At 70.9% G+C, this 25,727-nt stretch carries 25 protein-coding genes; 14 read left to right on the top strand and 11 right to left on the bottom strand.

The window, feature by feature from the left end; genetic code table 11:
* Position 1: 1 nt before the first annotated feature.
* Genes QNO26_RS03525 through QNO26_RS03515 form a run of 3 tightly spaced genes read left to right on the top strand, consistent with a single transcriptional unit; the run spans position 2 to position 4,857 of the window.
* Complete coding sequence (locus tag QNO26_RS03525) at positions 2-937, top strand: carbohydrate ABC transporter permease (RefSeq protein WP_257525983.1); 936 nt, start codon at positions 2-4, stop codon at positions 935-937.
* On the top strand, positions 934-1,785 hold the full coding sequence (locus QNO26_RS03520; protein WP_257525984.1) for a carbohydrate ABC transporter permease: 852 nt from the start codon (positions 934-936) through the stop codon (positions 1,783-1,785). Before QNO26_RS03525 ends, QNO26_RS03520 begins: the two co-directional genes overlap by 4 nt.
* Positions 1,786-1,821: 36 nt before the next feature.
* Complete coding sequence (locus tag QNO26_RS03515) at positions 1,822-4,857, top strand: alpha-mannosidase (protein WP_285181736.1); 3,036 nt, start codon at positions 1,822-1,824, stop codon at positions 4,855-4,857.
* A gap of 18 nt (positions 4,858-4,875) precedes the next feature.
* On the opposite strand, the gene QNO26_RS03510 is transcribed toward QNO26_RS03515, so the two are convergent.
* The 4 genes from QNO26_RS03510 to QNO26_RS03495 all read right to left on the bottom strand — a co-directional run bounded on the left by QNO26_RS03510 (position 4,876) and on the right by QNO26_RS03495 (position 7,907).
* Positions 4,876-5,583 carry an NAD-dependent deacylase gene (locus tag QNO26_RS03510; protein WP_257525994.1) on the bottom strand — a complete coding sequence of 236 codons (708 nt, stop codon included), beginning with the start codon at positions 5,581-5,583 and terminating at the stop codon, positions 4,876-4,878.
* A 9-nt stretch (positions 5,584-5,592) separates the two neighbouring features.
* Complete coding sequence (locus QNO26_RS03505) at positions 5,593-6,324, bottom strand: sulfurtransferase (RefSeq protein WP_257525996.1); 732 nt, start codon at positions 6,322-6,324, stop codon at positions 5,593-5,595.
* 520 nt (positions 6,325-6,844) lie between these two features.
* Entirely contained in the window at positions 6,845-7,297 is a 453-nt protein-coding gene (locus tag QNO26_RS03500; RefSeq protein ID WP_257525997.1) for an SRPBCC family protein, read from the bottom strand.
* A 100-nt stretch (positions 7,298-7,397) separates the two neighbouring features.
* Positions 7,398-7,907: a GNAT family N-acetyltransferase gene (locus QNO26_RS03495; RefSeq protein ID WP_374679336.1), complete on the bottom strand. Its 510-nt coding sequence runs from the start codon at positions 7,905-7,907 to the stop codon at positions 7,398-7,400.
* Between the two features lie 127 nt (positions 7,908-8,034).
* On the opposite strand from QNO26_RS03495, the gene QNO26_RS03490 reads away from it, so the two are divergent.
* Positions 8,035-9,054 carry a serine hydrolase domain-containing protein gene (locus QNO26_RS03490; RefSeq protein WP_257525998.1) on the top strand — a complete coding sequence of 340 codons (1,020 nt, stop codon included), beginning with the start codon at positions 8,035-8,037 and terminating at the stop codon, positions 9,052-9,054.
* A gap of 98 nt (positions 9,055-9,152) precedes the next feature.
* Positions 9,153-10,673: a SulP family inorganic anion transporter gene (locus QNO26_RS03485; protein ID WP_257525999.1), complete on the top strand. Its 1,521-nt coding sequence runs from the start codon at positions 9,153-9,155 to the stop codon at positions 10,671-10,673.
* Here QNO26_RS03485 and QNO26_RS03480 read toward each other — a convergent pair.
* Positions 10,648-11,523, bottom strand: a complete 876-nt coding sequence (locus QNO26_RS03480) for a hypothetical protein (RefSeq protein WP_257526000.1) — start codon at positions 11,521-11,523, stop codon at positions 10,648-10,650. The genes QNO26_RS03485 and QNO26_RS03480 overlap by 26 nt on opposite strands.
* Before the next feature lie 140 nt (positions 11,524-11,663).
* Here QNO26_RS03480 and QNO26_RS03475 point away from each other — a divergent pair, with 140 nt between their 5' ends.
* Entirely contained in the window at positions 11,664-12,254 is a 591-nt protein-coding gene (locus tag QNO26_RS03475) for a Dps family protein (protein ID WP_257526001.1), read from the top strand.
* A gap of 69 nt (positions 12,255-12,323) precedes the next feature.
* On the opposite strand, the gene QNO26_RS03470 is transcribed toward QNO26_RS03475, so the two are convergent.
* From QNO26_RS03470 to QNO26_RS03455, 4 genes are all read right to left on the bottom strand, one after another.
* Complete coding sequence (locus QNO26_RS03470; RefSeq protein ID WP_257526002.1) at positions 12,324-13,220, bottom strand: SDR family oxidoreductase; 897 nt, start codon at positions 13,218-13,220, stop codon at positions 12,324-12,326.
* A 23-nt stretch (positions 13,221-13,243) separates the two neighbouring features.
* The gene (locus tag QNO26_RS03465) at positions 13,244-15,037 is read right to left on the bottom strand and encodes a glycoside hydrolase family 15 protein (protein WP_257526003.1); all 1,794 of its coding nucleotides are present in this window, start codon (positions 15,035-15,037) and stop codon (positions 13,244-13,246) included.
* A 126-nt stretch (positions 15,038-15,163) separates the two neighbouring features.
* A complete protein-coding gene (locus QNO26_RS03460; RefSeq protein WP_257526004.1) occupies positions 15,164-15,718 on the bottom strand; it encodes an NYN domain-containing protein in 555 nt (184 codons plus the stop codon).
* A 77-nt stretch (positions 15,719-15,795) separates the two neighbouring features.
* Positions 15,796-16,575 (bottom strand): isocitrate lyase/PEP mutase family protein, encoded by a 780-nt coding sequence (locus QNO26_RS03455; RefSeq protein WP_257526005.1) that lies wholly within the window; start codon positions 16,573-16,575, stop codon positions 15,796-15,798.
* 88 nt (positions 16,576-16,663) lie between these two features.
* On the opposite strand from QNO26_RS03455, the gene QNO26_RS03450 reads away from it, so the two are divergent.
* From QNO26_RS03450 to QNO26_RS03435, 4 genes are all read left to right on the top strand, one after another.
* Positions 16,664-17,059 (top strand): HNH endonuclease, encoded by a 396-nt coding sequence (locus QNO26_RS03450; RefSeq protein WP_257526006.1) that lies wholly within the window; start codon positions 16,664-16,666, stop codon positions 17,057-17,059.
* Positions 17,060-17,087: 28 nt separating this feature from the next.
* The gene (locus QNO26_RS03445) at positions 17,088-17,471 is read left to right on the top strand and encodes a DUF3054 domain-containing protein (RefSeq protein WP_257526007.1); all 384 of its coding nucleotides are present in this window, start codon (positions 17,088-17,090) and stop codon (positions 17,469-17,471) included.
* 64 nt (positions 17,472-17,535) lie between these two features.
* Complete coding sequence (locus QNO26_RS03440; RefSeq protein WP_257526008.1) at positions 17,536-18,573, top strand: LLM class flavin-dependent oxidoreductase; 1,038 nt, start codon at positions 17,536-17,538, stop codon at positions 18,571-18,573.
* A 32-nt stretch (positions 18,574-18,605) separates the two neighbouring features.
* Positions 18,606-18,905, top strand: a complete 300-nt coding sequence (locus QNO26_RS03435) for a hypothetical protein (RefSeq protein WP_257526009.1) — start codon at positions 18,606-18,608, stop codon at positions 18,903-18,905.
* A 65-nt stretch (positions 18,906-18,970) separates the two neighbouring features.
* Here the strand turns inward: QNO26_RS03435 and QNO26_RS03430 are convergent, their stop codons facing one another.
* The gene (locus tag QNO26_RS03430; protein WP_257526010.1) at positions 18,971-19,432 is read right to left on the bottom strand and encodes an ASCH domain-containing protein; all 462 of its coding nucleotides are present in this window, start codon (positions 19,430-19,432) and stop codon (positions 18,971-18,973) included.
* A 53-nt stretch (positions 19,433-19,485) separates the two neighbouring features.
* The gene (locus tag QNO26_RS03425; RefSeq protein WP_257526011.1) at positions 19,486-20,406 is read right to left on the bottom strand and encodes a diacylglycerol/lipid kinase family protein; all 921 of its coding nucleotides are present in this window, start codon (positions 20,404-20,406) and stop codon (positions 19,486-19,488) included.
* 137 nt (positions 20,407-20,543) lie between these two features.
* Between QNO26_RS03425 and QNO26_RS03420 the strand changes: the two genes are divergently transcribed.
* The 4 genes from QNO26_RS03420 to cydD all read left to right on the top strand — a co-directional run bounded on the left by QNO26_RS03420 (position 20,544) and on the right by cydD (position 25,715).
* Complete coding sequence (locus tag QNO26_RS03420; protein WP_257526012.1) at positions 20,544-21,158, top strand: helix-turn-helix transcriptional regulator; 615 nt, start codon at positions 20,544-20,546, stop codon at positions 21,156-21,158.
* Between the two features lie 281 nt (positions 21,159-21,439).
* Positions 21,440-22,867, top strand: a complete 1,428-nt coding sequence (locus QNO26_RS03415; RefSeq protein WP_257526013.1) for a cytochrome ubiquinol oxidase subunit I — start codon at positions 21,440-21,442, stop codon at positions 22,865-22,867.
* 9 nt (positions 22,868-22,876) lie between these two features.
* The gene (gene cydB, locus QNO26_RS03410) at positions 22,877-23,908 is read left to right on the top strand and encodes a cytochrome d ubiquinol oxidase subunit II (protein ID WP_257526014.1); all 1,032 of its coding nucleotides are present in this window, start codon (positions 22,877-22,879) and stop codon (positions 23,906-23,908) included.
* A gap of 109 nt (positions 23,909-24,017) precedes the next feature.
* Entirely contained in the window at positions 24,018-25,715 is a 1,698-nt protein-coding gene (gene cydD / locus QNO26_RS03405; protein ID WP_257526016.1) for a thiol reductant ABC exporter subunit CydD, read from the top strand.
* Positions 25,716-25,727 lie beyond the last annotated feature (12 nt).

The raw sequence follows: 25,727 nt of genomic DNA, 5'->3' as shown, positions 1-25,727 counted from the left end.
GATGACGACGACCACGATCGGACCGGCGGAAGGAACGCGCGCCAAGCGCAGGAGCCGCATCAGCAGAGGGGCGACGCCCGCCAGAGCGTTGCCGCTGGTGCCGGCCGGGGGGCTGCTCCTGGTGTTCCTCGCCGGTCCGATCGTGTGGGCCCTCTACGGGTCGCTGACCGACCGGGCGCTCAGCGGAGCGCGGGCGGCCAACCCGCAGTTCATCGGCTTCGACAACTACGTGCGCCTGTTCGCCGACCCCGTCCTCCCGCTGTCGATCGGTATCACGGTGGCGTTCGTGGTGGGATCGGCGATCATCGGCCAGAACGTGCTGGGACTGCTGCTGGCGGTGCTGTTCCGTGTGGGCAACCGCGCGGTGACCGGCGCGGTCGGCGTGCTCGTGGTGACCGCCTGGGTGCTGCCGGAGATCGTCGCGGCGTTCATCGGCTACGCCTTCCTCTCCGCGGACGGCACCCTCAACGCGCTGCTGGCCGGCATCGGCATCGCCGGGCCGAACTGGCTCTACGCCTTCCCCCTCGTGGCCATCATCGTCGCCAACACCTGGCGGGGCACGGCGTTCTCGATGATGATCTACCGCGCGGCGCTGGACGACGTGCCGCTGGAGGTGATCGAGTCGTCGATGATCGACGGCGCCGGTGCCTGGCAGCGGCTGCGACTGATCACCCTGCCGATGATCCGCCCGACGATCTTCACCAACCTCATGCTGACCACCCTGCAGACGCTGTCGGTGTTCACCCTCATCTGGGTGATGACCAAGGGCGGTCCCGGCAGCCTGTCCAGCACCCTCCCCGTGCTCGCCTACACCGAGGCGTTCCAGTTCGGGGACATCGGCTACGGCAACGCGATCGCCGTCGTCATGCTCGTGCTGGGCGCGGTCTTCTCCATCGGCTACGTCGTGTCGCTGCGCGGCGGCGGGGAGCGCCCATGAGCGCGCGCGTCGCCAGCGTCGCCGCGCCCACCCGGCGCTCGACCAAGCTCTGGGCCGACCTCGTGCTCGCCGTCATCGGCGTGGTCTTCCTGCTGCCCCTGGCATGGGTCGTGCTGGCCGCCTTCGACGCGCAGGCGTCGTATCAGGTGAAGATCCCGGCCGAGCCCACGCTGCAGAACTTCGCCGACGTGCTCACGCCGCAGCTCACCCTGATGCCGTTGCTGAGCAGTCTGCTGCTGTCCACCGCCGCCGCGGCGATCACCGTGGTCGTCGCGATCCTCGCCGCGTACCCGCTGTCGCGCTACCGCTCCCGCTTCAACGGCCCCTTCCTCTACGGGGTGCTCTTCGCCAGCTGCCTGCCGATCACGGCGATCATGGTGCCGGTCTACAGCCTGTTCGTGCAGCTGCGCCTCATCAACCAGCCGTGGGCCGTCGCCCTCTTCCTCGCCGCGAGTTCGCTGCCGATGGCGCTGTGGATGACGAAGAACTTCATGGACTCGGTGCCCATCAGCCTCGAGGAGGCCGCATGGGTCGACGGCGCGAGCGCCATGACGGCGCTGCGCCGCATCGTCGTGCCGCTGATGCGCCCGGCGATCAGCGTGGTGTTCGTCTTCGTCTTCCTGCAGGCGTGGGGCAACTTCTTCGTGCCGTTCGTGCTGCTGTACTCGCCGGACTGGCAGCCGGCGGCGGTGTCGATCTACGCGTTCTTCGGTCAGTACGGCACGGTGGCGTACGGTCGCCTGGCAGCCTATTCGCTCGTCTACTCCCTCCCCGTGCTCGGGTTGTACCTGCTCGTCACGCGCGGCCTGGGCGGCTCGTTCGCCCTGGCCGGCGCGGTCAAGGGCTGACCCTCCCCCGTCCACTCAGATCGGAAGCTCCCCGTCATGCACCGCAACGACCGCCTCGCCCTTCAGCGCATCGACCGGCTCAGCCGGGACCGGCTCGCCGGCGCGCTGTACCGGGCGACTGCACCGCTGACGATCACGGCGTGGGAGGTGCCCGGCGAGCCGGTGCCTTTCGCCGACGCGCTGGCCGCCGAGTACGGGCCGTTCGAGGTGGGGCAGGCCTGGGGGCGTCCGTGGGGCACGGTGTGGTTCCACGTCACCGGCACGGTGCCTGCGGGCTGGCGCGAGCAGGCGGGCACCCTGGTCGAGCTCGTCGCCGACCTCGGCTTCGACGCGTCGGCACCCGGGTTCCAGGCCGAAGCGCTGGTCTACCGCCCCGACGGCAGCATCGTGAAGGCGATCGAGCCCCGCAACGCAGCGGTGCCGATCGAGGCCGACCAGATCGACCTGTACATCGAGGCCGCCGCAAACCCGAGCGTGGCCGGCACGTTCACCTTCGAGCCGACCCCGCTGGGCGATCCCGCCACCGCCGGCGGTGAGCCGCTGTACCGGCTCACCCGGCTGGACCTGGGCCTGCACGACCGCGAGGTGTGGGAGCTCACCCAGGACGTCGTCGCGCTGCGGGGACTCGTCGACGAGCTCGACCCTGCGCGCACCCGGCACGCGCGCGTGATCGCGGCCCTGGGCCGCGCCGTCGACGCCCTCGACCCCGACGATGTCGCCGGCACCGCCGCCGAGGCGCGCGCCGCGCTGCGCGACGTGCTGGACTCGCCGGCGGCGGCATCCTCGCACCGCATCACCGCCGTCGGCCACGCCCACATCGACTCGGCGTGGCTCTGGCCGGTGCGCGAGACCGCGCGCAAGGTCGCGCGCACGTTCGCGAACGTGCTGGACCTCATCGAGCGCGACGAGGAGTTCGTCTTCGCCGCGTCGTCGGCGCAGCAGTACGCGTGGCTCGAGGAGCACCAGCCCGCCCTGTTCTCACGGCTCGCCGAGGCGGTGCGGGCCGGACGCTTCGTGCCCGTGGGCGGGATGTGGGTGGAATCGGACACGAACATGCCCGGTTCCGAGGCGCTGGCCCGGCAGTTCATCGAGGGCAAGCGCTTCTTCCTGGAGAAGTTCGGCGTCGAGCCTCTCGAAGTGTGGCTCCCCGACTCCTTCGGGTACTCCGCCGCCCTGCCGCAGATCATCGCGCAGGCGGGGTCGCGCTGGTTCCTCACCCAGAAGATCTCGTGGAACGAGACCAACCGGATGCCGCACCACACCTTCCTGTGGGAGGGCATCGACGGCACGCGCGTGTTCACCCATTTCCCGCCGGTGGACACCTACAACTCCGACCTGTCGGCCGCGGACCTCGCCCGCGCGGAGCGGCAGTTCGCCGAGAAGGCGCACACCGACCATTCCCTCGTGCCGTTCGGCTGGGGCGACGGCGGCGGCGGCCCGACGCGCGAGATGGTCGCCGCGGCCCGCCGCACCGCCGACCTCGAGGGCTCGCCGCGCGTGCGCATGGCCGCACCGGAGACGTTCTTCCGCGAGGCCGAGGCCGAGTACCCCGACCCGCCGGTGTGGTCGGGCGAGCTGTATCTGGAGTATCACCGCGGCAGCTACAGCGCGCAGGCGCGCACCAAGCGCGGCAACCGGCGCAGCGAGCACCTGCTGCGGGCGGCGGAGCTGTGGGCGACTCTCGCCACCGTGCGCACCGGCGCCGCCTATCCCGCCGAGCGGCTGCGCCGCCTCTGGCGCACCGTGCTGCTGCAGCAGTTCCACGACATCCTGCCGGGCACGTCGATCGCGTGGGTGCACCAGGAAGCCGAGCAGACCTACGCCGCGGTCGCCGCCGAGCTCGCCGAGATCATCGACACGGCGCTTGCGACGCTGGCCGGGGAGGGGACTCTCCCGCTCGCGGCCAACGCCGCGCCGGTGGTGCTGAGCGACGCCCCCGCACTGGGTGCCGCCGCCGCAGCCGAGGCGGCTCCGGCATCCGTGCGGGCGACGGACGACGGCTGGGTGCTGGAGCATCCCCGCGCGCGCTGGCTTCTCGATGCCCGCGGCGCCGTGGTGGGCGGGCACGACCTCGTCGCCGACCGGCACCTTGTAGACCCGTCTCGTCCGGCCGGCGTGCTGCAGCTGTTCCGGGACACGCCCCGAGACTGGGATGCCTGGAACATCGACGCGGAGGATGCCGCCCTCGGCACAGACCTGCGGGACGCGGAATCGGTGTCGACCACCGCCGATGGAGCGGGCGTCGTCGTCATCCGTCGCTTCGGGGCGTCACGGGTGGAGCAGGAGTTCCGCGTCGACGCCGCCAGCGGGGCGCTGGACATCACCGTGCGCCTGGACTGGCACGAGCGGCAGAAGATGCTCAAGCTCGCCTTCCCGCTGCAGCTGCGCGCCGAGCGCACCGAGTCCGAGATCCAGTTCGGTCACGTGTCGCGCCCGGTGCACGCCAACACGACGTGGGATGCCGCGAAGTTCGAGACCGTCGCACACCGCTGGATCCGCGTGGTCGAAGGAGGCTACGGCGTGAGCATCGCCAACGACGCCAGCTACGGTCACGACGTGCGGCGCGGCGACGGCGCTGCGGGCGGTGCGCACACGGTCGCCCGCGTGACGCTCGTGCGGGCCCCGCTGTTCCCCGACCCGGGAGCCGACCAGGGCAGGCACGAGTTCACGGTGTCGCTGCGGCCGGGCGCCGACGTCGCCGATGCCGTCGCCGACGGGTTCCGGCTGAACCTGCCGCCGGTGCAGCTGACCGGTGCGCGCCCCATCGAGCCGGCGCTGACGGTCGATGACCGCGGGGTGGTCGTGGAGGCGGTCAAGCTCGCCGACGACGGCTCCGGCGATGTCGTGGTGCGGCTGTACGAAGCGCTGGGGTCGCAGCGCCGGGCGACGCTGCGACCGGGGTTCGCGTGGGCGGGCGTCGAGCAGGTCGACCTGCTCGAGCGCCCGGTCGCGGCGACGGTGCTCGGCACCGTGTCCGACGGCACGATCGCGCTGCACCTGCAGCCGTTCCAGCTCGCCACCCTGCGCCTTCGCCGCAGCGCGCTGAGCGAGAGCAGTAGCGTCGGCGCGTGATGACCCGTCAGGGCGGTTCTACGCGGGCCGCTCGCCAGACAGGCGACGCTGCACGTACGCCGGCACGACGACGGACGCCGGGCCGAGCACGACCTCGTCGAACAGCGACGTGTCCTCGTGGGTCTCGAGATTCAGCAGCGCCGTCTTCGCCCCCACGACGCCGGCGAGGGCGTGCAGGGTGGATGCCGGTGAGACGTTTCCCGACGTGCCGATGACCCAGAACTCCTCGCACTGGCCGACGGCGTCGTAGATCTCGTCGAGGTGGTGCACCTGCTCGCCGAACCAGACGACGTCGGGCCGCAGGGTGCGGTGTCCGCACGCGGGGCACGGTGGTTCGTCGGCGAGGTCGTCGGCCCATGGCGTCCGCTGCCCGCAGGTCGTGCACAGGGCGCTGTCCAGTTGTCCGTGGATGTGGATGACGTTGCGCGAACCCGCCCGCTCGTGCAGGTCGTCGACGTTCTGCGTGACGATCAGCACCTCACCGTCGAGGCCGCGTTCCAGGTCGGCGAGCGCACGATGGGCCGCGTTGGGCTCTGCCGCCCGCGCCGCGCGGCGCCGCTGGTCGTAGAAGGCGTGGACGAGAGCCGGATTGCGGGCGAACCCCTCCGGGGTCGCGACGTCCTCGATGCGGTGCTCCTCCCACAGCCCATCGGCTGCGCGGAAGGTGGCGAGCCCCGACTCCGCCGAGATTCCCGCGCCCGTGAGGACGACGATGCGCGCGGTCATACCGCGACGCTACCCGCGGGGAGCGAGGTCGGGCGAGAGGGCTTCGCGCCCGTCGAAGACGAAGCACTCCCCCGCCCAGTGGTCGCCGCCGACGTGCTCGAAGTAGCCGAGGATGCCGCCCTCGAGCTGGAACGCGTCGACGCCCTCCTCGCGCAGGTGGATGGCCGCCTTCTCGCAGCGGATGCCACCGGTGCAGAAGCTCACCACCGTCTTGCCCGCCAGATCGTCGCGATGCGAGGCTGCGGCATCCGGAAACTGCGTGAACCGCTCGATGCCCCAGTCCACGGCACCGCGGAACGTGCCGTAACCGACCTCGAACGCATTGCGGGTGTCCAGCAGCACGACCTCGCGGCCGTCGTCGTCGTGCCCCTGATCGAGCCAGCGCCGCAGCGTCGCCGGCGCGACGGCGGGCGCGCGCCCCGCCTCGGGACGGATGGTGGGACGATCCATGCGGATGATCTCGCGCTTGACCTTGACGAGCATCTTGCCGAAGGGCTGACCCGCCGACCAGCTCTCCTTGGTCGTGAGCGCGGCGAGTCTCGTGTCCGCACGAAGGTCGTCGACGAAGCCGCGCACCCCGTCGGCCTCGCCCGCGAGGAAGAGGTTGATCCCCTCCTCTGCCAGCAGGATGGTGCCCTTCAGCCCTGCGGCGAGTGCCCGCTCGCGCAGGACCGGCCGCAGCGCCGCGGGGTCCTCGAGCCGCGTGAAGAGATAGGCGGAGACGTTGAGGACGGCGGGCACGTCCTCCAGCTTACGGAGCCGTCGACAGCGGGGTCGCCGTCGACAGCGGGGTCGCCGGCGTGGCTGCGGCGTGGTTGCGGCGTGGCTGCGGGGTCGCCGGCGTGGCGACTCTCGAAATTTCAGCATCCTCTCTCTTCGTCATGTGAGTTCCCGCTCACACGGCCCGCCGCTGGCCGATGGCTGCCCGCCGCAGCGCCTCGCGACAGTCCGGCACCCTCCCCTGTTCGTCATGTGAGTTCCCGCTCACACGGCCCGCCGATTGATTCCGCGCGCGGCGCTTCAGCGCGCGGGCCACGGGGCGGCCGCACGCCTCCCACGAAGACGTGTGAACCGGAACTCACATGAGAAATAGAGAAGGCAACGACGGTGAGACGCGGACGCGGACGCGGACGCGGATGACGAAGAACGGACGCGCTCGGCGCAGGATGCGAACAACGCGAACGACTCGGGGACGGCGTACGAACGAAACCCCGCTGGCCCGCAGAGCGGCGCGACGGGGTCTCGGAGCGTATGAGGAGCGTCAGCTGACGTCGCCGCGCCAGGCTCCCGTCTCCGTGCCACGCGCCTCGATGAACTTCTTGAACTCCTTGAGGTCCTTCTTCACGGCGTGGTCATCCCAGCCGATCGCAGCGCCCACCTTCTCGGCGAAACCCTCGGGCTCCCAATCGAGCTGCACGGTGACGCGGCTCTTCGTGTCGTCGAGGCGGTGGAAGGTCACGACTCCGGCGTGGTTCACGTCACCGGTGATGCTGTTCCATGCGACGCGCTCGTCGGGGTGCTGCTCGGTGATCTTCGCGGTGAACTCCCGCTCGACGCCCGCCATCGTCACCTTCCAGTGCGTCGTCTCGTCGTCCGTCTGCGTGATGGAGTCGACGAAGTCGAGGAACTGGGGAAAGGACTCGAACTGCGTCCACTGGTTGTAGGCGACGGACACGGGCACGTCGACGTCGATGCTCTCGGTGATGCGAGCCATGGGGCATACCTTCCTTCGCACGGGTCTGATGACTGTCTGGTGCCATCGTGTCCCGCGCCGCGACCCGCGATGAAGGGGTTGCCCGGCGGTGGAGCGTCTGTTAGGCCCGCGCGCGGCGGCTCAGCGCGGCGAGCGCATCCCCGGTGAGGCGCTGACTCGTCCACTCCGCGAGCGGCTCGGCGCCGAGCGAGCGGTAGAACGCGACCGACGGCTCGTTCCAATCCAGCACGGTCCACTCCAGGCGGGAATATCCGCGCTCGGTGCACACCGCCGCCAGCTGGGCGATGAGCCCCAGCCCGTAACCGCGGCCACGGTGCTCCTCAGCCACATACAGGTCCTCGAGCCAGATCCCGTGCCGGCCGGTCCAGGTGGAGTACGTGAGGAACCAGATCGCGATACCGGCGATCTCGCCGTCGCGCTCGACCACGTGCGCGAACACCCGCGGCTCGGGCCCGAACAGCGCCTCCCGCAGGGCGGACTCCGTGTTCTCGACGGCATCCGGTTCGCGCTCGTAGACGGCGAGGTCGTGGATGCGGGCCAGGATGCCGGACGCGTCGCCGGGGCGGGCGGCGCGCAGCACGGCGCCGTCGTCGAAGGTGCGCAGGATCACGGCATCGAGCCTAGAGCGCCAAGGCCGAGGGCCCGGCCAAGGCCGAGGGCCCGTCCAAGGCCGAGGCCGCGGCTGGCGGCGCGCGCACGGCATCGCCTAGCGTGGATGGACCCGAAAGGAGCACCCCATGCCACTCGCCATCGACCCCGACGCCCTCGACGCCGCTGCCGCCGACGAGTCGTTCTCCGGTGTCGTCACCGTCGACGTCGCCGACACCCGCACCTTCGAGCGCGCCTACGGCCTCGCCCACCGGGCATTCGGCGTGCCGACCACACCCGACACCCGGTTCGCCATCGCCAGCGGCAGCAAGATCTTCACCGCCCTCGCGATCTGGCGTCTCATCGAATCCGGGGATCTGGCCCTGGACCAGCCCGTGCGCAGCATCCTGGGCGACGACCTTCCGCTGATCGACGACGCCGTCACCATCGAGCACCTCCTCGGCCACACCTCCGGCATCGGCGACTACCTCGACGAGGATGCCGAGGGCGAGGTCGACGACTACGTCCTCAGCGTCCCGGTCCACACGCTCACCACCGCCGAGGCGTTCCTCCCGATCCTCGCCGAGCTCCCGCAGACGTTCACCCCCGGTGAGCGGTTCGCCTACTGCAACGGCGGGTACGTCGTGCTCGCGATCGTCATCGAGCGCGTCACCGGCGAGAGCTACCACGACGCCGTGCGGCGCCTGGTCTTCGAGCCGGCCGGCCTCACGCGCACCGACTTCCTGCGTCTGGACGAGCTGCCCGCCGACACCGCGGTCGGCTACGTCTACGCCGAGGACGACCGGGCCAACACCCTGCACCTGCCGGTGCTCGGAAACGGAGACGGCGGGGCGTTCACGACCACCGCCGACGTGCACACCTTCTGGCGCGCCCTGCGCGAGGGACGCATCGTCTCGCCGCAGACCTACGCCGAGATGACCCGGCCGCGCCACGACGTCGAAGACGAGGACAAGCGCGCCGGCCTCGGCATCTGGCTGCACGCCACGGGCGACGCGCTCATCGCCGAGGGGTACGACACCGGTGTGTCGTTCTGGTCGGCGCACCTGCCGGAGTCGGACACCACCGTCACCGTCATCGGCAACACCGCCGACGGCGCGTGGCCCGTCGCCTCAGTGCTGGCCCAGGCGGTGGATGCCGCACTGGCGTGACCCTCGGCGGACGTGAAGCGCCGCGGTCGTAGAATCGTCTCGCCGCCGCGCGTCCCGAGCGCGGCGCGTCCTCGACGCCGTCACGCCTCAGGAGTCCTGTGTCCGTCGCCGCACCCGCGCCCGATCGTTCGGCGCGCCGCCGTATCGAGCCGACCGTGCTGCAGGCGCTGCGCAGTCCGCGCCTGCTGACGCGGGAGGCGCTGGCGGGCATGGTCGTCGCCATCGCGCTCATCCCGGAAGCCATCGCCTTCTCCCTCATCGCCGGGGTGGATCCCCGCGTCGGGCTGTTCTCCTCCTTCGTGATGGCGGTCGTCATCGCCTTCACCGGGGGCCGCCCCGCGATGATCACCGCGGCCACCGGAGCCGTCGCCCTCGTGGTCGCCCCGGTCGCCCGCGAGCACGGCATCGACTATCTCGTGGCGACCGTGCTGCTGGCGGGCGTCATCCAGGTGGTCATGGCCGCGCTGGGGGTGGCGAAGCTCATGCGGTTCATTCCGCGCAGCGTCATGGTCGGCTTCGTCAACGCGCTCGCGATCCTGGTGTTCCTGGCCCAGATGCCGCAGCTCATCGACGTTCCCTGGACGGTGTACGTGCTCGTCGCGGCGGGCCTGGCGATCCTCTCCCTCTGGCCCCGCGTGACCAAGGCCGTGCCGGCACCGCTCATCGCGATCGTGGTGCTCACCGCCGTGGTCGTGGTGTTCGGGATCGCCGTGCCCACCGTGGGCGACCAGGGCGAGCTGCCCCACAGCCTGCCGTCGCTGTTCCTGCCCGACGTGCCGCTGGAGTGGGAGACGCTGCGCATCATCGCGCCCTACGCGCTCGCGATGGCGACGGTCGGCCTGCTCGAGTCGCTCATGACGGCCAAGCTGGTCGACGACATCACCGACACCCCCTCCGGCAAGACCCGCGAGGCCTGGGGGCTGGGGGTGGCCAACCTCGCATCGGGGCTGTTCGGCGGCATGGGCGGCTGCGCCATGATCGGCCAGACGATGATCAACGTGAAGGCCTCCGGCGCACGCACCCGCATCTCGACGTTCCTGGCCGGCGTCTTCCTGCTGGTCCTCGTCGTGGCCCTGGGCGATGTCGTGGCGATCATCCCGATGGCGGCGCTGGTCGCCGTGATGATCCTGGTGTCGGTGTCCACGTTCGAGTGGCACAGCATCCGCCCGGCGACGCTCAAGCGGATGCCGCCGAGCGAGACGATCATCATGCTCGTCACCGTGGTCGTGACGGTGTGGACGCAGAACCTCGCCCTGGGCGTGGTGGCCGGCGTGCTGGCCGCCATGATCGCGTTCGCCCGGCGCGTCGCGCACTTCACCACCGTCACCCGCTCCCTCACGGGCACCGCCGACGGCGAGGTCGCCCGGTACACCGTCGACGGGGCACTGTTCTTCGCCTCGAGCAACGACCTCACGACCCAGTTCGACTACGCCCACGATCCCGCCCGGGTCGTGATCGACCTCAGCCGCTCCCACGTGTGGGATGCATCGACCGTCGCCGCCCTCGACGCGATCGTCACCAAGTACGCCCAGCGCGACACGCAGGTCGAGTTCGTCGGGATGAACGAGGCGACCGCGGCGTTCCACGGCCGGCTCAGCGGCGGAGCGGAGAAGCGCTGATCAGGGACGGGTCGGCACTCGCCCAGGTGCGCACCGTCTGGAGCACCCAGTACGTCCCGAACAGGGCGAGCGCGACGAACTCGCCGACGAACACGACCGGGGTGCGCATCGCGGCGTCTCCCTCGACGGCGACGTAGCCGAGCACCGCCACGAGATCGACGATCAGCACCACCGCGATCACCGCGAACGCGATGCGCACGCCCCTCGGCGGCGCGGGCTCCGGGGCCCAGTCGGTGCGCCGTGCGTCGAGCAGGGCGACCACCGCGAGCAGCGCGAAGAACCCGGTCGCGGCGACGACGTGCCCGAACGAGAGGAACGCGGCACGGGCCAGCCCCCACCAGGCCCACACGCCGGCGAGCACGCCCACCGCGACGACGATCGATGGCCACGTGCGCGAGAGCGCCGCCCGCCCCGCCCCCGGGCGCGTCCCGACCACCACCGCGACGAGCACCGCCAGCGCGCCGACGATGAGGTAGGTCGCCACCCCGATGTCGACGGCGGGGTGCACCTCTGCCGGCACACACGGCGATGCGCACCCCGACGCCAGGGTCGGCGTCGGCACCAGCGCGACCAGTGGCGCCAGCAGCGCCGCCGCATCCAGCAGCGCGCGCTGCGCACCACGCCCCGACAGGGCGAGCAGGCCGAGGGATGCGGCGATGAGCGCGCCGACGAACACGTCGCGGGCGGGGGTGTAGTAGTAGGCGCTGATCGATTCCCGCACGCCCCCCTGCGCGGTCTGCAGCACCACGGCGACCGCGATCGCGACGACGCTGCCCGCGATGCTCAGCCGCAGGTAGCGGTAGGTGCGACGCAGCGTCGAGTCCTCCGGAAGTCGCGGCTGCTGCGTCATCCCGCGAGCGTAGCGTTCGTCCCCGACCCGGGGCGCACGCCCCCGCGAGTAGCACTGGACGCGTGCGAGGGCAAGGGCATGCCGCCGGCCGGCGCCCGGTCGTACCGTCGATGACACCCCGATCGAACAGGAGCCCCACAATGGCGAAGTCGGCCACCCAGAAGAGCACCTCGACGAAGGATGCCGCGGCGTCGACCGCGAAGACCAACCGGCGCCGCAGCGCCCGCGGCGGAGAAGGCGCCAAGCTCACCAAGGAGGAGAACGCCGAGAAGGGCTTCACCGCCTCGGCCGCGCTGAGCGAGAACCTGCAGCGCGTGCTGGTGGACCTCATCGAGCTGTCGCTGCAGGGCAAGCAGGCCCATTGGAACGTCGTCGGCACGAACTTCCGTGACACCCACCTGCAGCTCGACGAGATCATCGAAGCCGCCCGCGGATTCAGCGACGACGTCGCCGAGCGCATGCGCGCGCTGCACGCCCTGCCCGACGGGCGCAGCGATCTCGTGGCCGCCACCACCACCCTGCCGGAGTTCCCGCAGGGCGAGATCGCCACCACCGAGGTGATCGACCTGATGACCGAGCGACTCGACGGCGTCTGCGGCACGTGCCGCGACGTGCACGATGACGTCGACGAGGAAGACCCCACGAGTGCCGACCTGCTGCACGCAGTGCTGGAGCGGCTCGAACAGCTCTCGTGGATGGTGAGCGCGGAGAATCGCACGCCGAAGCGCTGATCCTCTCGCGCAGGAGAGAGCGAAAGCCCGCCCGGGTGACCGGACGGGCTTTCGTCGTTGCAGGCGGACTCAGGGAGTCGGCATCCCGCCGTTGACGTTGAGCGTCTCGCCCAGCACGTAGCTCGACTCCGCCGACGCGAGGAAGACGTACGCCGGCGCGAGCTCGGCGGGCTGTCCCATGCGTCCGAGCGGCGTCTGCTCGCCGAACTCCTCGAGCTTCTCCGGCGGCTGGCCGTCGGTCGGCTGCAGCGGCGTCCAGATCGGGCCGGGGGCCACGGCGTTGACGCGGATGCCCTTGGGCGCCAGCTGCTCGGCGAGTCCCTTGGTGAACGCATTGATGGTGGCCTTCGTCGAGGCGTAGTCCACCAGGATGCCGGACGGAGAATATGCCTGGATCGACGTCGTGTTGATGATCGTCGATCCGGGCTTCAGGTGCGGCAGCGCCGCCTTGGTGATCCAGAACATCGCATAGACGTTGGTCTTGAAGGTGTGGTCGAACTGCTCGTCGGTCAGCGTCGTCAGATCCTCGTTGTAGATCTGCTTGCCGGCGTTGTTGACGAGGATGTCGAGGCCGCCGAGCCCCTCGACCGTCTGGGCGACGAGGTCACGGCAGTACGCCGGGTCCTTGAGGTCGCCCGGCAGCGTCAGCGCCGTGACCCCGGCTTCGCGCAGGATGCCGGCGATGCGCTGGGCGTCCTGCTCCTCCTCCGGCAGGTACGACAGGGCGACGTCGGCACCTTCGCGCGCGAACGCGATCGCGGTGGCGGCGCCGATACCGGAGTCGCCGCCGGTGATGAGCGCCTTGCGGCCGCTCAGACGGCCGGAGCCGCGGTAGCTGTCCTCGCCGAGGTCGGCCTTGTCCTTGAGCTCGGCGTCCAGGCCCGGCTCCGACATCTCCTGGTTCTGCGGCTCGATGTCTGCGTAGAGCTTCGCCGGGTCGGTGAAGGTGTACTGGTCGCGTGACATGGTGTTCTCCTCTCTGGTGATGGTCAACGGCCGCGGAGCTTGTGCTCCGGGACGATTTCTCTGATCGTGAGGGCCGCGCTGATGAACGCCAGGTGGCTGAGGGCCTGCGGAGTGTTGCCCCACGCCGACCCGTCGTGCTCGTCGATCATCTCGGCGTAGATCCCGACGTCGTTCGCCGCTGCGACGAGGGCGTCCATCGCCTCGAGCGCCTCGTCGTGCCGCCCCACGCACGCCAGAGCGTGGGCACGCCAGAATGCGCAGGCGACGAAGGTCTTCTCCTCCTGGTCCACTCCCGTGTAGCGGTACATCAGGGCACCGGCGCCCAGCTGTCCGGTGAGCGCGTCGATCGTGCGCGACATGCGCTCCCCCCGGTCGAATCCGCTCGGAGCGTGCAGCAGCACCGATGCGTCGAGGTCATCGGATCCGGCGTACCAGACGTACGCGCCGAGGTCCTCCGACCAGCAGTTGTCGTCGATCCACTCGCGGATGCGCTCGCGCTCGGTGCGCCAACGCTCGGCGCTGCCCGGGATGACGCCGGTCTCGGCGAGCCAGACGGCATCCTCCAGGGCCTTCCAGCAGCCCATCTTCGACGAGGTGTGGTGGCGCAGCTCGGGGAGCTCCCACATGCCGGAGTCGGGGTTGCGCCACAGGTCGCACGTGCGATCCGCCACTCCGGCGAGCAGGCGTGAGGTGTCGACGTCGAGCACGTTGCCCGCTTCGACGTAGGTGCGGCAGATCGCGATGAGGTCACCGTAGACCCCGAGCTGCAGCTGTTCGCGGGCGGGGTTGCCGGTGACCACGGGGCCGATGCCGCGCCACCCCGGCACGTCCGCGGTGGTGGGAGCAGGGGCGAGCCCGCCGTCGAGGGTGTACATCACGTGCACGTCGGGTCCGTGGTCGCGGATGGTGCGCAGCATCCAGGACAGGGCGGCGTGGGTCTCTTCGCGCAGCCCGAAGCGCACCAGCGCGTGGGCGGTGTAGGCGAGGTCGCGCACCCAGGCGAACCGGTAGTCCCAGTTCTTGCCGCCGCGGGCGCTCTCCGGCAGCGACGTCGTCGCGGCCGCGGCGATCGCGCCGGTGGGGCTGTAGATGAGCAGCTTCAGCGCCAGGGCGCTGCGCTGCACGTGGGTGGCCCACGGCCCCTCGTACGAGAACGCGCGCGACCACGCACGCCAGTTGCCGATGGTGCGGTCGATGCCGACGTCGACGTTGTGCGGATCGGGGAAGTGCAGCGGCTCGTCGTGGGTGGCGGCCATCACCACGAGGTGCCGCGAGTCGGGCGCCGTGGTGAAACGGCCGGCGAGCATCGGACCGGTCGGCCCGTCGGGTTCGGGGTCGGCGGGGCCGTGGTCGAAGCCGACGACGCCGATGGCGGTCTTGCCGCAGCGGACGACGGCGCCGTGCGCGGACGGCTCGATCCAGGGCGAGGCGGTCTGCAGCGAGGTGCCGGGGTGCACCCTCCACGCCATCTCGACCCGGCCGGAGACGCCCGTGACCCGGCGCGCGAGCTCTGCCCATGGCAGGCGGCCGGCGATGCCCGACACCAGCGCATCGGTCATCTTCACGACGCCGTCGGCCGTGGTGAAGGTCGTCTCCAGCACGTTCGTGCGCGGGACGTACCGGCGGCGCATCGTGAATTCCGCAGCAGGGGCGAGCTGGAACGAGCCGCCCGTCGCGTCATCGAGGATCTTCGCGAAGACCGCGTCCGAGGTGAGCTCGGGAAGCGGCATCCAGTCGATGCTGCCGTCGGCCCCCACGAGCGCCACCGTGCGGCCGTCGCCGATCGGTGCATACGACTCGATCGGCTGACATGTCACGCTGGCTCCTCCCGGATGGGTGGTTCCAGTCTTCGCGAGGCGGCGCGGACATGCGGCAGGGTTGACAACACCGAGCCTGCATGGAATCGCGGGCGCGCGCGCTGCCCCCGATCGTCCGCCGACGGGTCAGCGCAGGAACTGCGCGGGGTCGAACTCCTCGATCGGGATCACGCGGATGCGCGGCAGCGGTGCGTCGAACGCCCGGGCGTCGAACTCAAGGTCGAACACCTCGAGGCCCGGGATGGCCGCGAACGCGGTGTTGCGGAACTCGGTGAACCCGAGGATGCCGAGACGCCGACCGTCGGCGAGCGCACCGAGGTCGTCGACGAAGTCGCCGTCGTGGCTGACGAGCATGACGTCGTCATCGCGGTCGCGCAGCGCCTGCAGCGTGCGCTGGATGGCGATGTCGACGATCTTCGCGTCGGACGGACCCGACAGGGGCACCGGCTCGTAGCCCAGCGCCTTCAGCGCCTGCACGAAGGTCATCGGCAGGTTGGTCGTGGCGTTGAGGAAGAACAGGCCGCGTGTCGGCTGCCGCCAGGTGCGCTCCACGAACGAGAGGATGCGGTCCCAGCGCGGCCGCTCATCGGGCTGCGGTCGGCGCCCCAGGATCGATCCACCGAGGGTCGCGTCGATGTTCTCGCCGTCGACCAGCACCCATGCGCCCTGCGCGTCGCCCACTGCGACCTCCCTGCGACGCCGCACAGGGCGTCGCCTTCGATCCTATGCGGGCGGCGGCAGGTCCCCCGTTCGGGGCGTCAGTTGAGGGCGCGGGTGGATGCCGGGAGGACGCCGTCGGCGTAGAGGCTCTTCGCCACGTCCTGCAGCGCCGTCAATGCGACCCGCTGGGTCATCGGGCCGTACGAGATGCGGGCGACGCCGAGCGCCTCGTACTCGGCGGCCGACAGCGCGCCGGGAAGCCCGATCACGCTCACCTTGCGCTCGCCGATGCCGGCCACCAGCTGCCGCGTGATGTCGGCATCGAGCACACCCGGCACGAACACGACATCCGCGCCGGCGTCGAGGTAGGCGCGGCCGCGCTCGATCGCGTCGGCGACCGAGTCCTGCACGGGGCGGTCGCCGGCGCGCACGAACGCGTCGGTGCGGGCGTTGAGGGCGAACGGCACGCCCTCTGCCTGCCCGGCCGCGACGATCGCTTCGACGGCGGCGACGGACTCCGCCAGCGGCTTCAGACGGTCTTCGACGTTCGCACCCACCACGCCGACGCCGATCGCCCGGCGGGTCGTCTCGCCGGGGTCGCCGAAGCCGGCATCCAGGTCTGCCGACACGGGCAGGTCGCCCGCGACCGCGACGATGCGGCCGACCATGTCGAGCATGAGGTCGCGCGGGATGTTCTCCCCGTCGGCGTAGCCGAACGTCGCCGCGATGGAATGCCCCGCCGTGGCGAGGGCGCGGGTCTCGGGCAGGTCGATGATCGCCTTCGCCGAGACGACGTCCCACACGTTCACCACGCGGAGGATCTCCGGGGCGGCATGCAGGTCGGACAGGGTCTGAGCACGCTGGGCCTGGTTCGTCATCGCTCCACGGTAGCGGCCGGGGAGTCGCCGCGGGCAGGGTCCGCGCGCCCGCGGCATCCGCCGTCGCCGGGCCGATAGCCTGGGCGGCATGGCCGTCCGTCAGACCCGTCGCGCCCGGGCGCAGCGTCGCCGCGTGAAGCGCGTCGCGGCGTCGGGGAGCGACCTGACCGACCTGCAGTGGTGCGCCATCCTCGAGGCGTGGGCGGCGTGCGCCTACTGCGGCGGCGACGGCGCCGCACTGCAGCGCGACTGCGTGCTGCCGATCTCCCGCGGCGGCCGCTACACGCTCGACAACGTGGTGCCCGCGTGCCGGTCGTGCAACGCCAGCAAGTGCAACGAGGAAGTCACCACCTGGATGCGCCGGCGACGCCTCGACGAGCCGGCGTTCCTGTTGCGGTGGCGCCAGATCGTGCTGGCCCTCGCGGCGGAGGCCGCGCCCGCGGACCCTGCTGAGCCCGCGGAGGCCGCCGTCTGCGACGGCTGAGCCCACGGCCCGGGCGGAGAATGGAGGCATGATCCGCTCCGCCCTCACCGCGTTCGCCCTCGACGTCGTGCTCGTCACGCTGTTCGCCGCGGTGGGTCGGGCGAGCCACGACTCCGCGCCCTTCGGCATCGGCCTGGCGACGACCGCGTGGCCGTTCCTGGCGGCCCTCGCCGTGGGGTGGCTGGTGACCCTCGCCTGGCGCCGGCCCGCCGCACCCGTGCGCACCGGCCTGGGGGTCTGGGCGATCACCGTCGCCGGCGGCATGCTGCTGCGCGCGGCCAGCGGCCAGGGCACCGCACTGCCCTTCATCATCGTCGCCACGCTCACGCTGCTGCTGTTCCTCGTGGGCTGGCGCGTGATCGCCACGCTCGTACAGGCGCGGCGGCGAGCGGCCGCATCCGCCCGCTCCTGACACCCGCGGCACGCCTCGGCGCATCGAGCGGAATGGATGCCGCGCGGCGTCCGTTGCACCGGGTATGCAACGCTTCGGAACGCTCTCGTTCGGCCACTACGGACCCCTCGGCGGCGGCCGCGAGCTCACCGCCGGAGACTCCCTGCGCCAGGCGATCGACCTCGCGCAGGGCATGGACGATCTGGGTGTCAACGGCGCCTACTTCCGCGTGCACCACTTCGCCCGGCAGCAGGCGTCGCCGATGCCCCTGCTGTCGGCGATCGCCGCCACCACGAAGCGCATCGAGGTCGGCACCGGTGTCATCGACATGCGGTACGAGAACCCGCTGCACCTGGCCGAAGAGGCCGCGGCGGTCGACCTCATCAGCGACGGACGGCTTGCCCTCGGCGTCAGCCGCGGGTCACCGGAGACCGTCGTGCGGGGCTACGAGACGTTCGGCTACACGGGATCGCAGGATCCCCGCGGCGCCGACATCGCCCGCGCGCACTTCGACCTGTTCCTGCGCGCGATCGACGGCGAAGGACTCGCCCAGCGAGACCCCGAGAGCCCGTTCGGCGGCGGCACCGGCATGCAGCGCGTCGAGCCGCACTCCCCCGGCCTGCGCTCGCGCGTGTGGTGGGGTGCCGGCAACCGCGACAGCGCCGCCTGGGCGGGCACGATGGGCGTGAACCTCATGTCGTCGACGCTGCTCACCGAAGACCGCGGCGTTCCCTTCGACGTGCTGCAGGCCGAGCAGATCGACGCGTTCCGCGCCGCGTGGCGCGAGGCGGGTCACCCCGGTGAGCCGCGCGTCTCGGTCAGCCGCTCGATCTTCCCCATCACCACCGCCGAGGATGAGCTGTACTTCGGGCACGCGTCCGAGGGCGAGGGCGTCGGCTACATCGACGGCATCCGCTCGACGTTCGGCAAGACCTACGCCGCATCCCCTGACGTGCTCGTCGAGCAGCTGCAGCAGGATGCCGCCATCGCCAGCGCCGACACCCTCATGCTGACCATCCCGAGCCAGCTCGGGGTCGCGTTCAACCTGCGCGTCGTCGAGTCGTTCGCGAAGCACGTGGCGCCGGCGCTGGGCTGGCAGCCGACGACCGGGGCGCACGCGTAAAGACCCACGTCGCCCCGCGGTAGGTTCGGCGCATGGCGAGCGACGACGGCGCGGCGGGCGAAGGCTGGATCTACGTGCCCACCTCGGCGCTGCCCGATGAGGACACCTATACGAGAGTGGCCGACATCGTCGTACAGGGCGAGACGTTCGCCGTGCGCAGGCGCGACCGCGATGGCTCGCATCACTACGACTGGGTTTCGGGCCCCAACGCCGGTTACGGCTTCAGCGCATTCGGCGGAGTCGCGCCGGTGAGCCACGAGAGGCACGTGGCCGCCATCGAGGACTTCCTCGCCGGGGTCGACCCTGACACTGGGTACCTGTCGTACCCGTAGGCGCCAGCAACCCGCTGACGAGCAGTGACGTCTCGCGGCCTGCGGCTCGCACCCGGCCGCGGCGGTCAGCGCGGGTACACCAGGCGGAACCGCTCGCAGAGCACCGGCATGTCCGGCTCGTAGCCGCGCGGGTTCTCGGAGTGCTCGCGCCAGAACCGCTCGTGCACCGCGCGCCAGTGCGCCAGGGTGCGGTCGCCCTCACCCTCGGCGAGCGCATGCTCCGAATCCACCTGATCGAACGGCACGACCCGCAGGTCGGTGGTCTCGATGACCGCTCGCGGCGCCCCGGCGCCGTCGAGGATGACGCTGACGTCCCCCACCTCGGGCATCCGGTCCCCCGTGGCCTCGTAATCCCACATGGACGAGGCCGTGCCGGTCTTCACCCCGGCAAGCACGAGGGCCAGCAGGCCGTCGGCGTGCGCGGGGGTCGCTCCGAAGGCCCACGCCTCGGTCGGCTCTTCGGGGAGGTGCGGCAGCTCGGCGCGGCGGAGGCGCCAGAACTCCGCGATGGAGACAGATTCGGTCACGCGCTCCAGCGTAGGTGTGCGCGCCGGTGTGCCGGGAATCGCCCTGTGCCCGGTCAGCGGCGCACGAGCAGCGCTCCGGGCTGGATGATCGCGAGGATGTCGGCCGTGGCGCCCACCTCTTCGCCGTCGATCTCGAACGGCAGCGGCTCGGGGAGGGTGACCCGCACCGACACCGCCTGGCGGTGGCGTGTCGTGGCCGTGTCCACGGCGGTGTCGTCGCGGGTGACGGCGCGGCGGATGCCGTTGTCCCAGACCACGGACTTCAGGGCGTCGAGCCACTGCAGCCCTTCCGGGCCCTCGCCACCGATGAGCACGACGTCCAGCAGACCGTCATCGGGTTCGGCGTCGGGAAGGATGCGCAGTCCTCCCTGCACGGTTCCGCAGTTGCCGATCAGCACGGTGTGGGTGGGCTCGGTCACCGGCGGGTCGGCATCGAAGACGACCGTGGCGTCGACGACGTCGGTGGCGGCCATCGCCCGTCCGAGAGCCCCGACGTAGGCCAGCCAGCCCGCGCGCTCCTTGGCAGACTCGTCGGTCTCGGCGAGCATCTGCGCGTCGATGCCGAAGCCTGCCATCACGAGGAAGATGAACTCCTCCCCGCGGTCGTGCAGTTCGATGCGCCCGATGTCGATCGGCGACTCGTCCCCGTCGATCGCACGCGCGAGGGCGCCAGCCACGTCGCCCAGAGGGATGCCGAGGTTGCGGGCCAGCAGGTTGCCGGTGCCCTGCGGCACGATCCCCAGCGGCACCTCCGTGCCGGCCAGCGTCGCGGCCACGTCGCGGATCGTCCCGTCGCCGCCCACCGCCACGACCAGCCCGCATCCATCCGCGAGTGCCTGACGGGCCATCCCCTGCCCGGCATCCTCGACCGTCGTCGCGTACCACTCCACCTCGACCGGCTGCTTCCGCGCGGCGAGCGCCTCTTCGAGTGCGGAGCGCTCCACGCGCGTGGGATTGAAGACGATGCCGATCATCCCCCCACTCTGGCGGACTCCCTGCCCGCGCGCCACGCGGATCGGGACGTGGGAGCGCGACGGGTTGCCGCACCCCCGGCAGAAGCCTGATCGACGGTGTGGTGTGACCACCGTGAAAAACCATGAATAATAGTGGTGTGACCACACGACCCGCCGGCTACAGCGCGATCTCGAGCTACTCCCGGGTGGAGATCCTCCACCTCATCCAGGAGCGTCCTCAGCGCACCATCGCGGAGCTGGTCGAGGCCACCAAGCTGCACCCCAACACGGTGCGTGAGCACCTGCAGCGCCTGATCGACGACGGCTACGTCGTGTCGGAGACCGAGCACCGCACGACGAGGGGCCGGCCACGGGTGCTGTACAGCGCCGCCGACGGCGCAGAGACCTGGAGCCCGGTGCAGCAGCGCAAGGTGCGCGAGGCCGCGAAGCGCGGCGATCTCATGCGGCGGGTGCTCCCCAGCGAGCTGCCGCCGGAACTCACCACGGAGGCCCTGCACCAGGTCGACGCCCTCGTGGAGAACCTCGCCGACGCGGGCTTCGAGCCGATCGTCGACGAGTCCGACCTGACGATCGACCTCAGCCCGTGCGCACACGCCGAGGTGCAGTCCGCCCACCGGCAGGTGCTCTGCTCGGTGCACCTCGGCCTCATGCAGGGCGTCGTCGCCGCAGCCGGCGGCCCGCTCACCGTTGACGGCATGCGCTCCTCGTGCGACCCGCGCGAGTGCATCGTGCAGCTGTCCGCGCGCGGCTGAACCCCCTCTTCACACCGCCGGCCGCGGCCGCCGGCGGTGGTCTGTCGCGCCCGGCGACGGCGCCCTGATCACCGAAGCGGTCACGGTGCCCAGCGGTGCCCACACCGCGCTGGGCAGAGCCCGTCCCGGGCAACTCACAGCCCTTCTCACAGGGTAAGGTCGTAGCATTGCGCCCGTGGTCTGACCACAGGTATCCTTATTCACGGCCGCCTGCCCCGGAATGCGCCCGCGCGGCTCACTACCTTCAACCGTTAGGAACCCCCACCCGAGGAAGGATCCCGATGGATCTGCTCGACCCGCTGCTGCTCGCCCGATGGCAGTTCGGCCTGACGACTCTGTACCACTACCTGTTCGTGCCTCTGACGCTCGGACTCGCGCTCGTGGTCGCCATCTTCCAGACGGTCTGGCACCGCACCGGCAAGGTGGAGTGGCTGCACCTGACGCAGCTGTTCGGGAAGATCTTCCTCATCAACTTCGCGATGGGCGTCGTCACCGGCATCGTGCAGGAGTTCCAGTTCGGCATGAACTGGTCCGCCTACTCCCGCTTCGTCGGCGACATCTTCGGCGCGCCGCTGGCCTTCGAGGGCCTCATGGCCTTCTTCTTCGAAGCCACCTTCATCGGGTTGTGGATCTTCGGGTGGAACAAGCTGCCGCGCGCCGTGCACCTGTTCTCGATGTGGATGGTCGTCGTCGGCTCCACCCTGTCGGCCTACTTCATCCTCGCCGCCAACGCGTTCATGCAGAACCCCGTGGGCTACGAGATGGCCGCCGACGGCGGGCGGGCCGAGCTCGTGGACTTCTGGGCGGTGCTGACCAACCCGGTCGTGCTCGCCGCGTTCCCGCACACGATCTTCTCCGCGTGGATGTTCGCCGCCGCCGTCGTCATCGCCGTCAGCGCCTGGCACCTCGCCCGCGGGCAGAACCTGGTCACCATGCGCAAGTCGCTGCGCTTCGGCATGTGGTTCATGATCGGCTCGTTCGCCGCGGTCGCGCTCACCGGTGACCAGCTGAGCCTGGTCATGGTCGAGACCCAGCCGATGAAGATGGCGGCCGCCGAGGCCATCTGGAACACCGCCTGCGGCGCGGACGCCTCGTTCTCGCTGTTCTCCATCGGCACCCCCGACGGATCTCAGGAGATCTGGTCGCTGCGCGTGCCGTACCTGCTGTCGCTGCTGTCGACGCACTCGCTGGACGGCTGCGTCGAGGGCCTCAACGACCTGCAGGCGCTGTACACCGAGCAGTTCGGCGCCGGCATCGACTACATGCCCATCATCTGGGTCACCTACTGGTCGTTCCGCTGGATGATCGCCCTCGGCGGCATCGCGGCGCTCATCTCGGTCGTCGGCCTCTGGGTCACCCGCAAGAAGGCCACGCGCCCCGTCGCGCCCTGGATGTGGAAGGTCGCGATCTGGTCGGCTCCGCTGCCGCTGCTGGGCAGCCTCGTCGGCTGGGTGTTCACGGAGATGGGTCGCCAGCCCTGGATCGTGTTCAGCCTCATGCTCACCGAGGACGGGGTCTCGCCCAACGTGCCCGGCTGGACGGTGCTGATCTCGCTCGTCGCCTTCACGCTCATCTACGCCGCCCTCGCGGTGGTCGAGTTCGGACTCATCCTCAAGGCCGCGCAGAAGGGCCCTGCCCCGCTGCCCGAGCCCGGTGCCGAGGATGACCAGCCGACCTCCGTCGAAGACACCCCGACGACGGTCTACTAGGAGCACGTCATGGATCTCGCCTACATCTGGTTCTTCATCGTCGGTGTGCTGTTCGTCGGCTACTTCGTGCTCGACGGCTTCGACTTCGGCGTGGGCATGTCGCTGCCCTTCCTCGGCAAGGACGACGTCTCGCGCCGTCAGGTCATCAACACGATCGGGCCCGTCTGGGACCTCAACGAGACCTGGGTCATCGTCGCGGGCGCCTGCCTGTTCGCCGCCTTCCCGGAGTGGTACGCCACGCTGTTCAGCGGGTTCTACCTGGCGCTGCTGCTGATCCTGCTGGCCCTCATCGCCCGCGGCGTGTCGTTCGAGTATCGCCACCAGCGCGACAGCCTGCGGTGGAAGCGCAACTTCGACCGCATGATCGTCATCGGCTCCGCCGTGCCCGCGTTCCTCTGGGGCGTCGCGGTGGCCAACATCGTGCAGGGTGTGCCGCTGGATGCCGATCACGAGTTCGTCGGGTCGCTCCTGACGCTGCTGAACCCCTACGGACTGCTGGGCGGCCTCACCACGCTGCTGCTGTTCTTCACCCACGGCGTGTACTTCGTGGCGCTGAAGACCGACGGCCGCGTGCGCAGCGACGCCCGCGCCCTGGCCATCAAGTCCGGCGTGCTGACGGTCGTCGTCGCGGCGGCGTTCCTGATCTGGACGGTGTTCAACGCCGCCGCTGCAGGCTCGCCCCTGCTGATGCTGTCGATCGCCTGCGCCGTGATCGCCGCCGTGCTGCTCATCGCCTCGGCGGTGGCGAACCTGCGCGACCGCGAGGGCTGGGCGTTCGGCTTCGGCGCCGGCACGGTGGTCTTCGCCGTGCTGACCCTGTGGCTGGCGCTCTTCCCGAACGTCATGCCCTCGACGATCGACCCGGCGTTCAGCCTCACGATCGAGAACGCCTCGAGCACCGACTACACGCTCACCATCATGACGTGGGCCGCGGTGATCTTCCTGCCGCTGGTGCTGCTGTACCAGGGCTGGACGTACTGGGTGTTCCGCAAGCGCGTCACCCGCGTCGAGATCGAGAAGGCGGCGGCGACCGTCCACTGAACCCGACCGCCCCGGTCGTCGGCCGCGCGATTCGCGCGCCGGGCCGGGGCGGTCGTTTTTCACCGGCGGCGCCGACCGCGGCGCCGGGCCGCATGGGAGGATCGAGGACATGGCTTCGCAGGAAGCGGACGCACCACCGCGGCCGGCCGGACGTCCCCTGGACCCGCGGCTGCTGCGGTACGCCGGCGCTTCACGCGTCTTCTTCGTCGCGATCGGACTGATCGGCCTCGCCCAGACGGCCGTGATCATCGCCTTCGCCTGGCTGCTGACCCGCGCCATCGTCGGCGCGATCGACGGGATGCGGTGGGACGAGCTCTCCGGCATCCTCCTCATCCTCGCCGGTGTCGTCGCCCTGCGCGCCGTTCTTGTCTGGCTGCGCGAGACGGTGGCGGCGCGCGCCTCGGCGCGGGTGCAGGCGCAGCTGCGCGCGCACCTCTTCGAAGCCGTCGACGAGCTCGGGCCGGGGTGGCTGGCGGTGCACAACTCCGCACGCCTCGCGGTGACGGCGGGCCGCGGCCTCGACGCCCTCGACGCGTACTTCGCGCGCTACCTGCCCCAGTTGGTGCAGACCGCGGTCGCGACGCCGACGATCATCCTCGTGATGTGGTGGATGGACTGGATCTCGGGCCTCACCGTCGTGCTCACCCTTCCGCTGATCCCGCTGTTCATGGTGCTGATCGGACTGGCGACCCGCTCCGTGCAGGACAAGCAGTGGCGCACCCTCGGGCGGCTCGCCGCGCGCTTCGCCGACACCGTGCGGGGCCTGTCGACCCTCACGGTCTTCGGCCGGCAGCACCGCGCGGTCGCGTCGATCCAGCGGGTCACCGAGCGCTATCGCGATGAGACCATGCGGGTGCTGCGGGTGTCGTTCCTGTCGGGGTTCGCGCTGGAGCTGCTGGCGAGCCTGTCGGTGGCGATCATCGCCGTCTCGATCGGCTTCCGACTGCTCGACGGCGACCTGACGCTGCTGGTCGGCCTGTTCGTGCTGCTCCTGGCACCGGAGGCCTACCTCCCCCTGCGTCAGGTGGGCGTGCAGTTCCACGCCGCCGCCGAGGGCGTTTCGGCCACCGAAGACGTGTTCGCGGTGCTCGACGAGGCCCGCGCCGCGCGCGCCGAGCGTCACGCCGACGCGGCGCCGGCAGGCACGTCTGCCGTTCCGGCCGGAGCGATCGCGGGTCCCCTCGTGCTGCGGGGGCTGCGTGTGCGCTACGGCGACCGCGCGCTGCCCCCCGTGGATCTCGAGGCGGATGCCGGTGAACTCGTGCTGGTGGCCGGACCGAGCGGCGCGGGCAAGTCGAGTGTGTTCGCGGCGCTGCGCCGAGCTGCCGCCTTCGATGGCGACGCCCGCGTCGGCGGCATCCCGTTGGCGCAGCTGACCCCCGACCGCTGGCTGGGATGGGCAGGGCAGCACCCCGGCCTCATCGCCGGCACCGTGGCCGACAACGTCGCGCTCGGCGATGCCGCCCCGGACGCCGCTGTCATCGTGCGGGCGCTGCAGCTGGCGTGCGCCGGCGACATCGACCCGTCGTATGAGCTCGGCGTGCAGGGCGCGGGCCTCTCCGGAGGTCAGGCGCAGCGCATCGCCGTTGCCCGGGCGATCTACCGCCATCTCCGCGGCACCGCGACCGTGCTCGCCCTCGACGAGCCGAGCGCCGCGCTCGACCCCGTCACCGAAGACCTGCTGTGGCAGAGCCTTCGCACGCTGGCAGACGGCGGCGCCACCGTGCTGCTGATCTCGCACCGGACGACCGCCGAGGCGTACGCCGACCGCATCGTGCGGCTTCAGCCTGCGGAGGTGGCGGCATGAGCGCTGCGACGA

Source organism: Microbacterium sp. zg-Y1090 (genome assembly GCF_030246945.1).
In the GTDB taxonomy this organism is placed as follows: Bacteria; Actinomycetota; Actinomycetes; order Actinomycetales; family Microbacteriaceae; genus Microbacterium; species Microbacterium wangruii.
This window is presented reverse-complemented; position numbering and strand designations above follow the sequence as displayed.

Bases quoted from the DNA above. Each gene is read 5' to 3' on its own strand.
- QNO26_RS03475 (WP_257526001.1), top strand. From the start codon at position 11,664: ATGGCGAAGTCGGCCACCCAGAAGAGCACCTCGACGAAGGATGCCGCG.
- cydB (WP_257526014.1), top strand. From the start codon at position 22,877: ATGGATCTCGCCTACATCTGGTTCTTCATCGTCGGTGTGCTGTTCGTC.
- QNO26_RS03415 (WP_257526013.1), top strand. From the start codon at position 21,440: ATGGATCTGCTCGACCCGCTGCTGCTCGCCCGATGGCAGTTCGGCCTG.
- QNO26_RS03435 (WP_257526009.1), top strand. From the start codon at position 18,606: ATGGCGAGCGACGACGGCGCGGCGGGCGAAGGCTGGATCTACGTGCCC.
- QNO26_RS03520 (WP_257525984.1), top strand. From the start codon at position 934: ATGAGCGCGCGCGTCGCCAGCGTCGCCGCGCCCACCCGGCGCTCGACC.
- QNO26_RS03455 (WP_257526005.1), bottom strand. From the start codon at position 16,575: ATGACGAACCAGGCCCAGCGTGCTCAGACCCTGTCCGACCTGCATGCC.
- QNO26_RS03510 (WP_257525994.1), bottom strand. From the start codon at position 5,583: ATGACCGCGCGCATCGTCGTCCTCACGGGCGCGGGAATCTCGGCGGAG.
- QNO26_RS03470 (WP_257526002.1), bottom strand. From the start codon at position 13,220: ATGTCACGCGACCAGTACACCTTCACCGACCCGGCGAAGCTCTACGCA.
- QNO26_RS03425 (WP_257526011.1), bottom strand. From the start codon at position 20,406: ATGATCGGCATCGTCTTCAATCCCACGCGCGTGGAGCGCTCCGCACTC.
- QNO26_RS03450 (WP_257526006.1), top strand. From the start codon at position 16,664: ATGGCCGTCCGTCAGACCCGTCGCGCCCGGGCGCAGCGTCGCCGCGTG.
- QNO26_RS03500 (WP_257525997.1), bottom strand. From the start codon at position 7,297: ATGGCTCGCATCACCGAGAGCATCGACGTCGACGTGCCCGTGTCCGTC.
- QNO26_RS03515 (WP_285181736.1), top strand. From the start codon at position 1,822: ATGCACCGCAACGACCGCCTCGCCCTTCAGCGCATCGACCGGCTCAGC.
- QNO26_RS03440 (WP_257526008.1), top strand. From the start codon at position 17,536: ATGCAACGCTTCGGAACGCTCTCGTTCGGCCACTACGGACCCCTCGGC.
- QNO26_RS03525 (WP_257525983.1), top strand. From the start codon at position 2: ATGACGACGACCACGATCGGACCGGCGGAAGGAACGCGCGCCAAGCGC.
- cydD (WP_257526016.1), top strand. From the start codon at position 24,018: ATGGCTTCGCAGGAAGCGGACGCACCACCGCGGCCGGCCGGACGTCCC.
- QNO26_RS03480 (WP_257526000.1), bottom strand. From the start codon at position 11,523: ATGACGCAGCAGCCGCGACTTCCGGAGGACTCGACGCTGCGTCGCACC.
- QNO26_RS03490 (WP_257525998.1), top strand. From the start codon at position 8,035: ATGCCACTCGCCATCGACCCCGACGCCCTCGACGCCGCTGCCGCCGAC.
- QNO26_RS03445 (WP_257526007.1), top strand. From the start codon at position 17,088: ATGATCCGCTCCGCCCTCACCGCGTTCGCCCTCGACGTCGTGCTCGTC.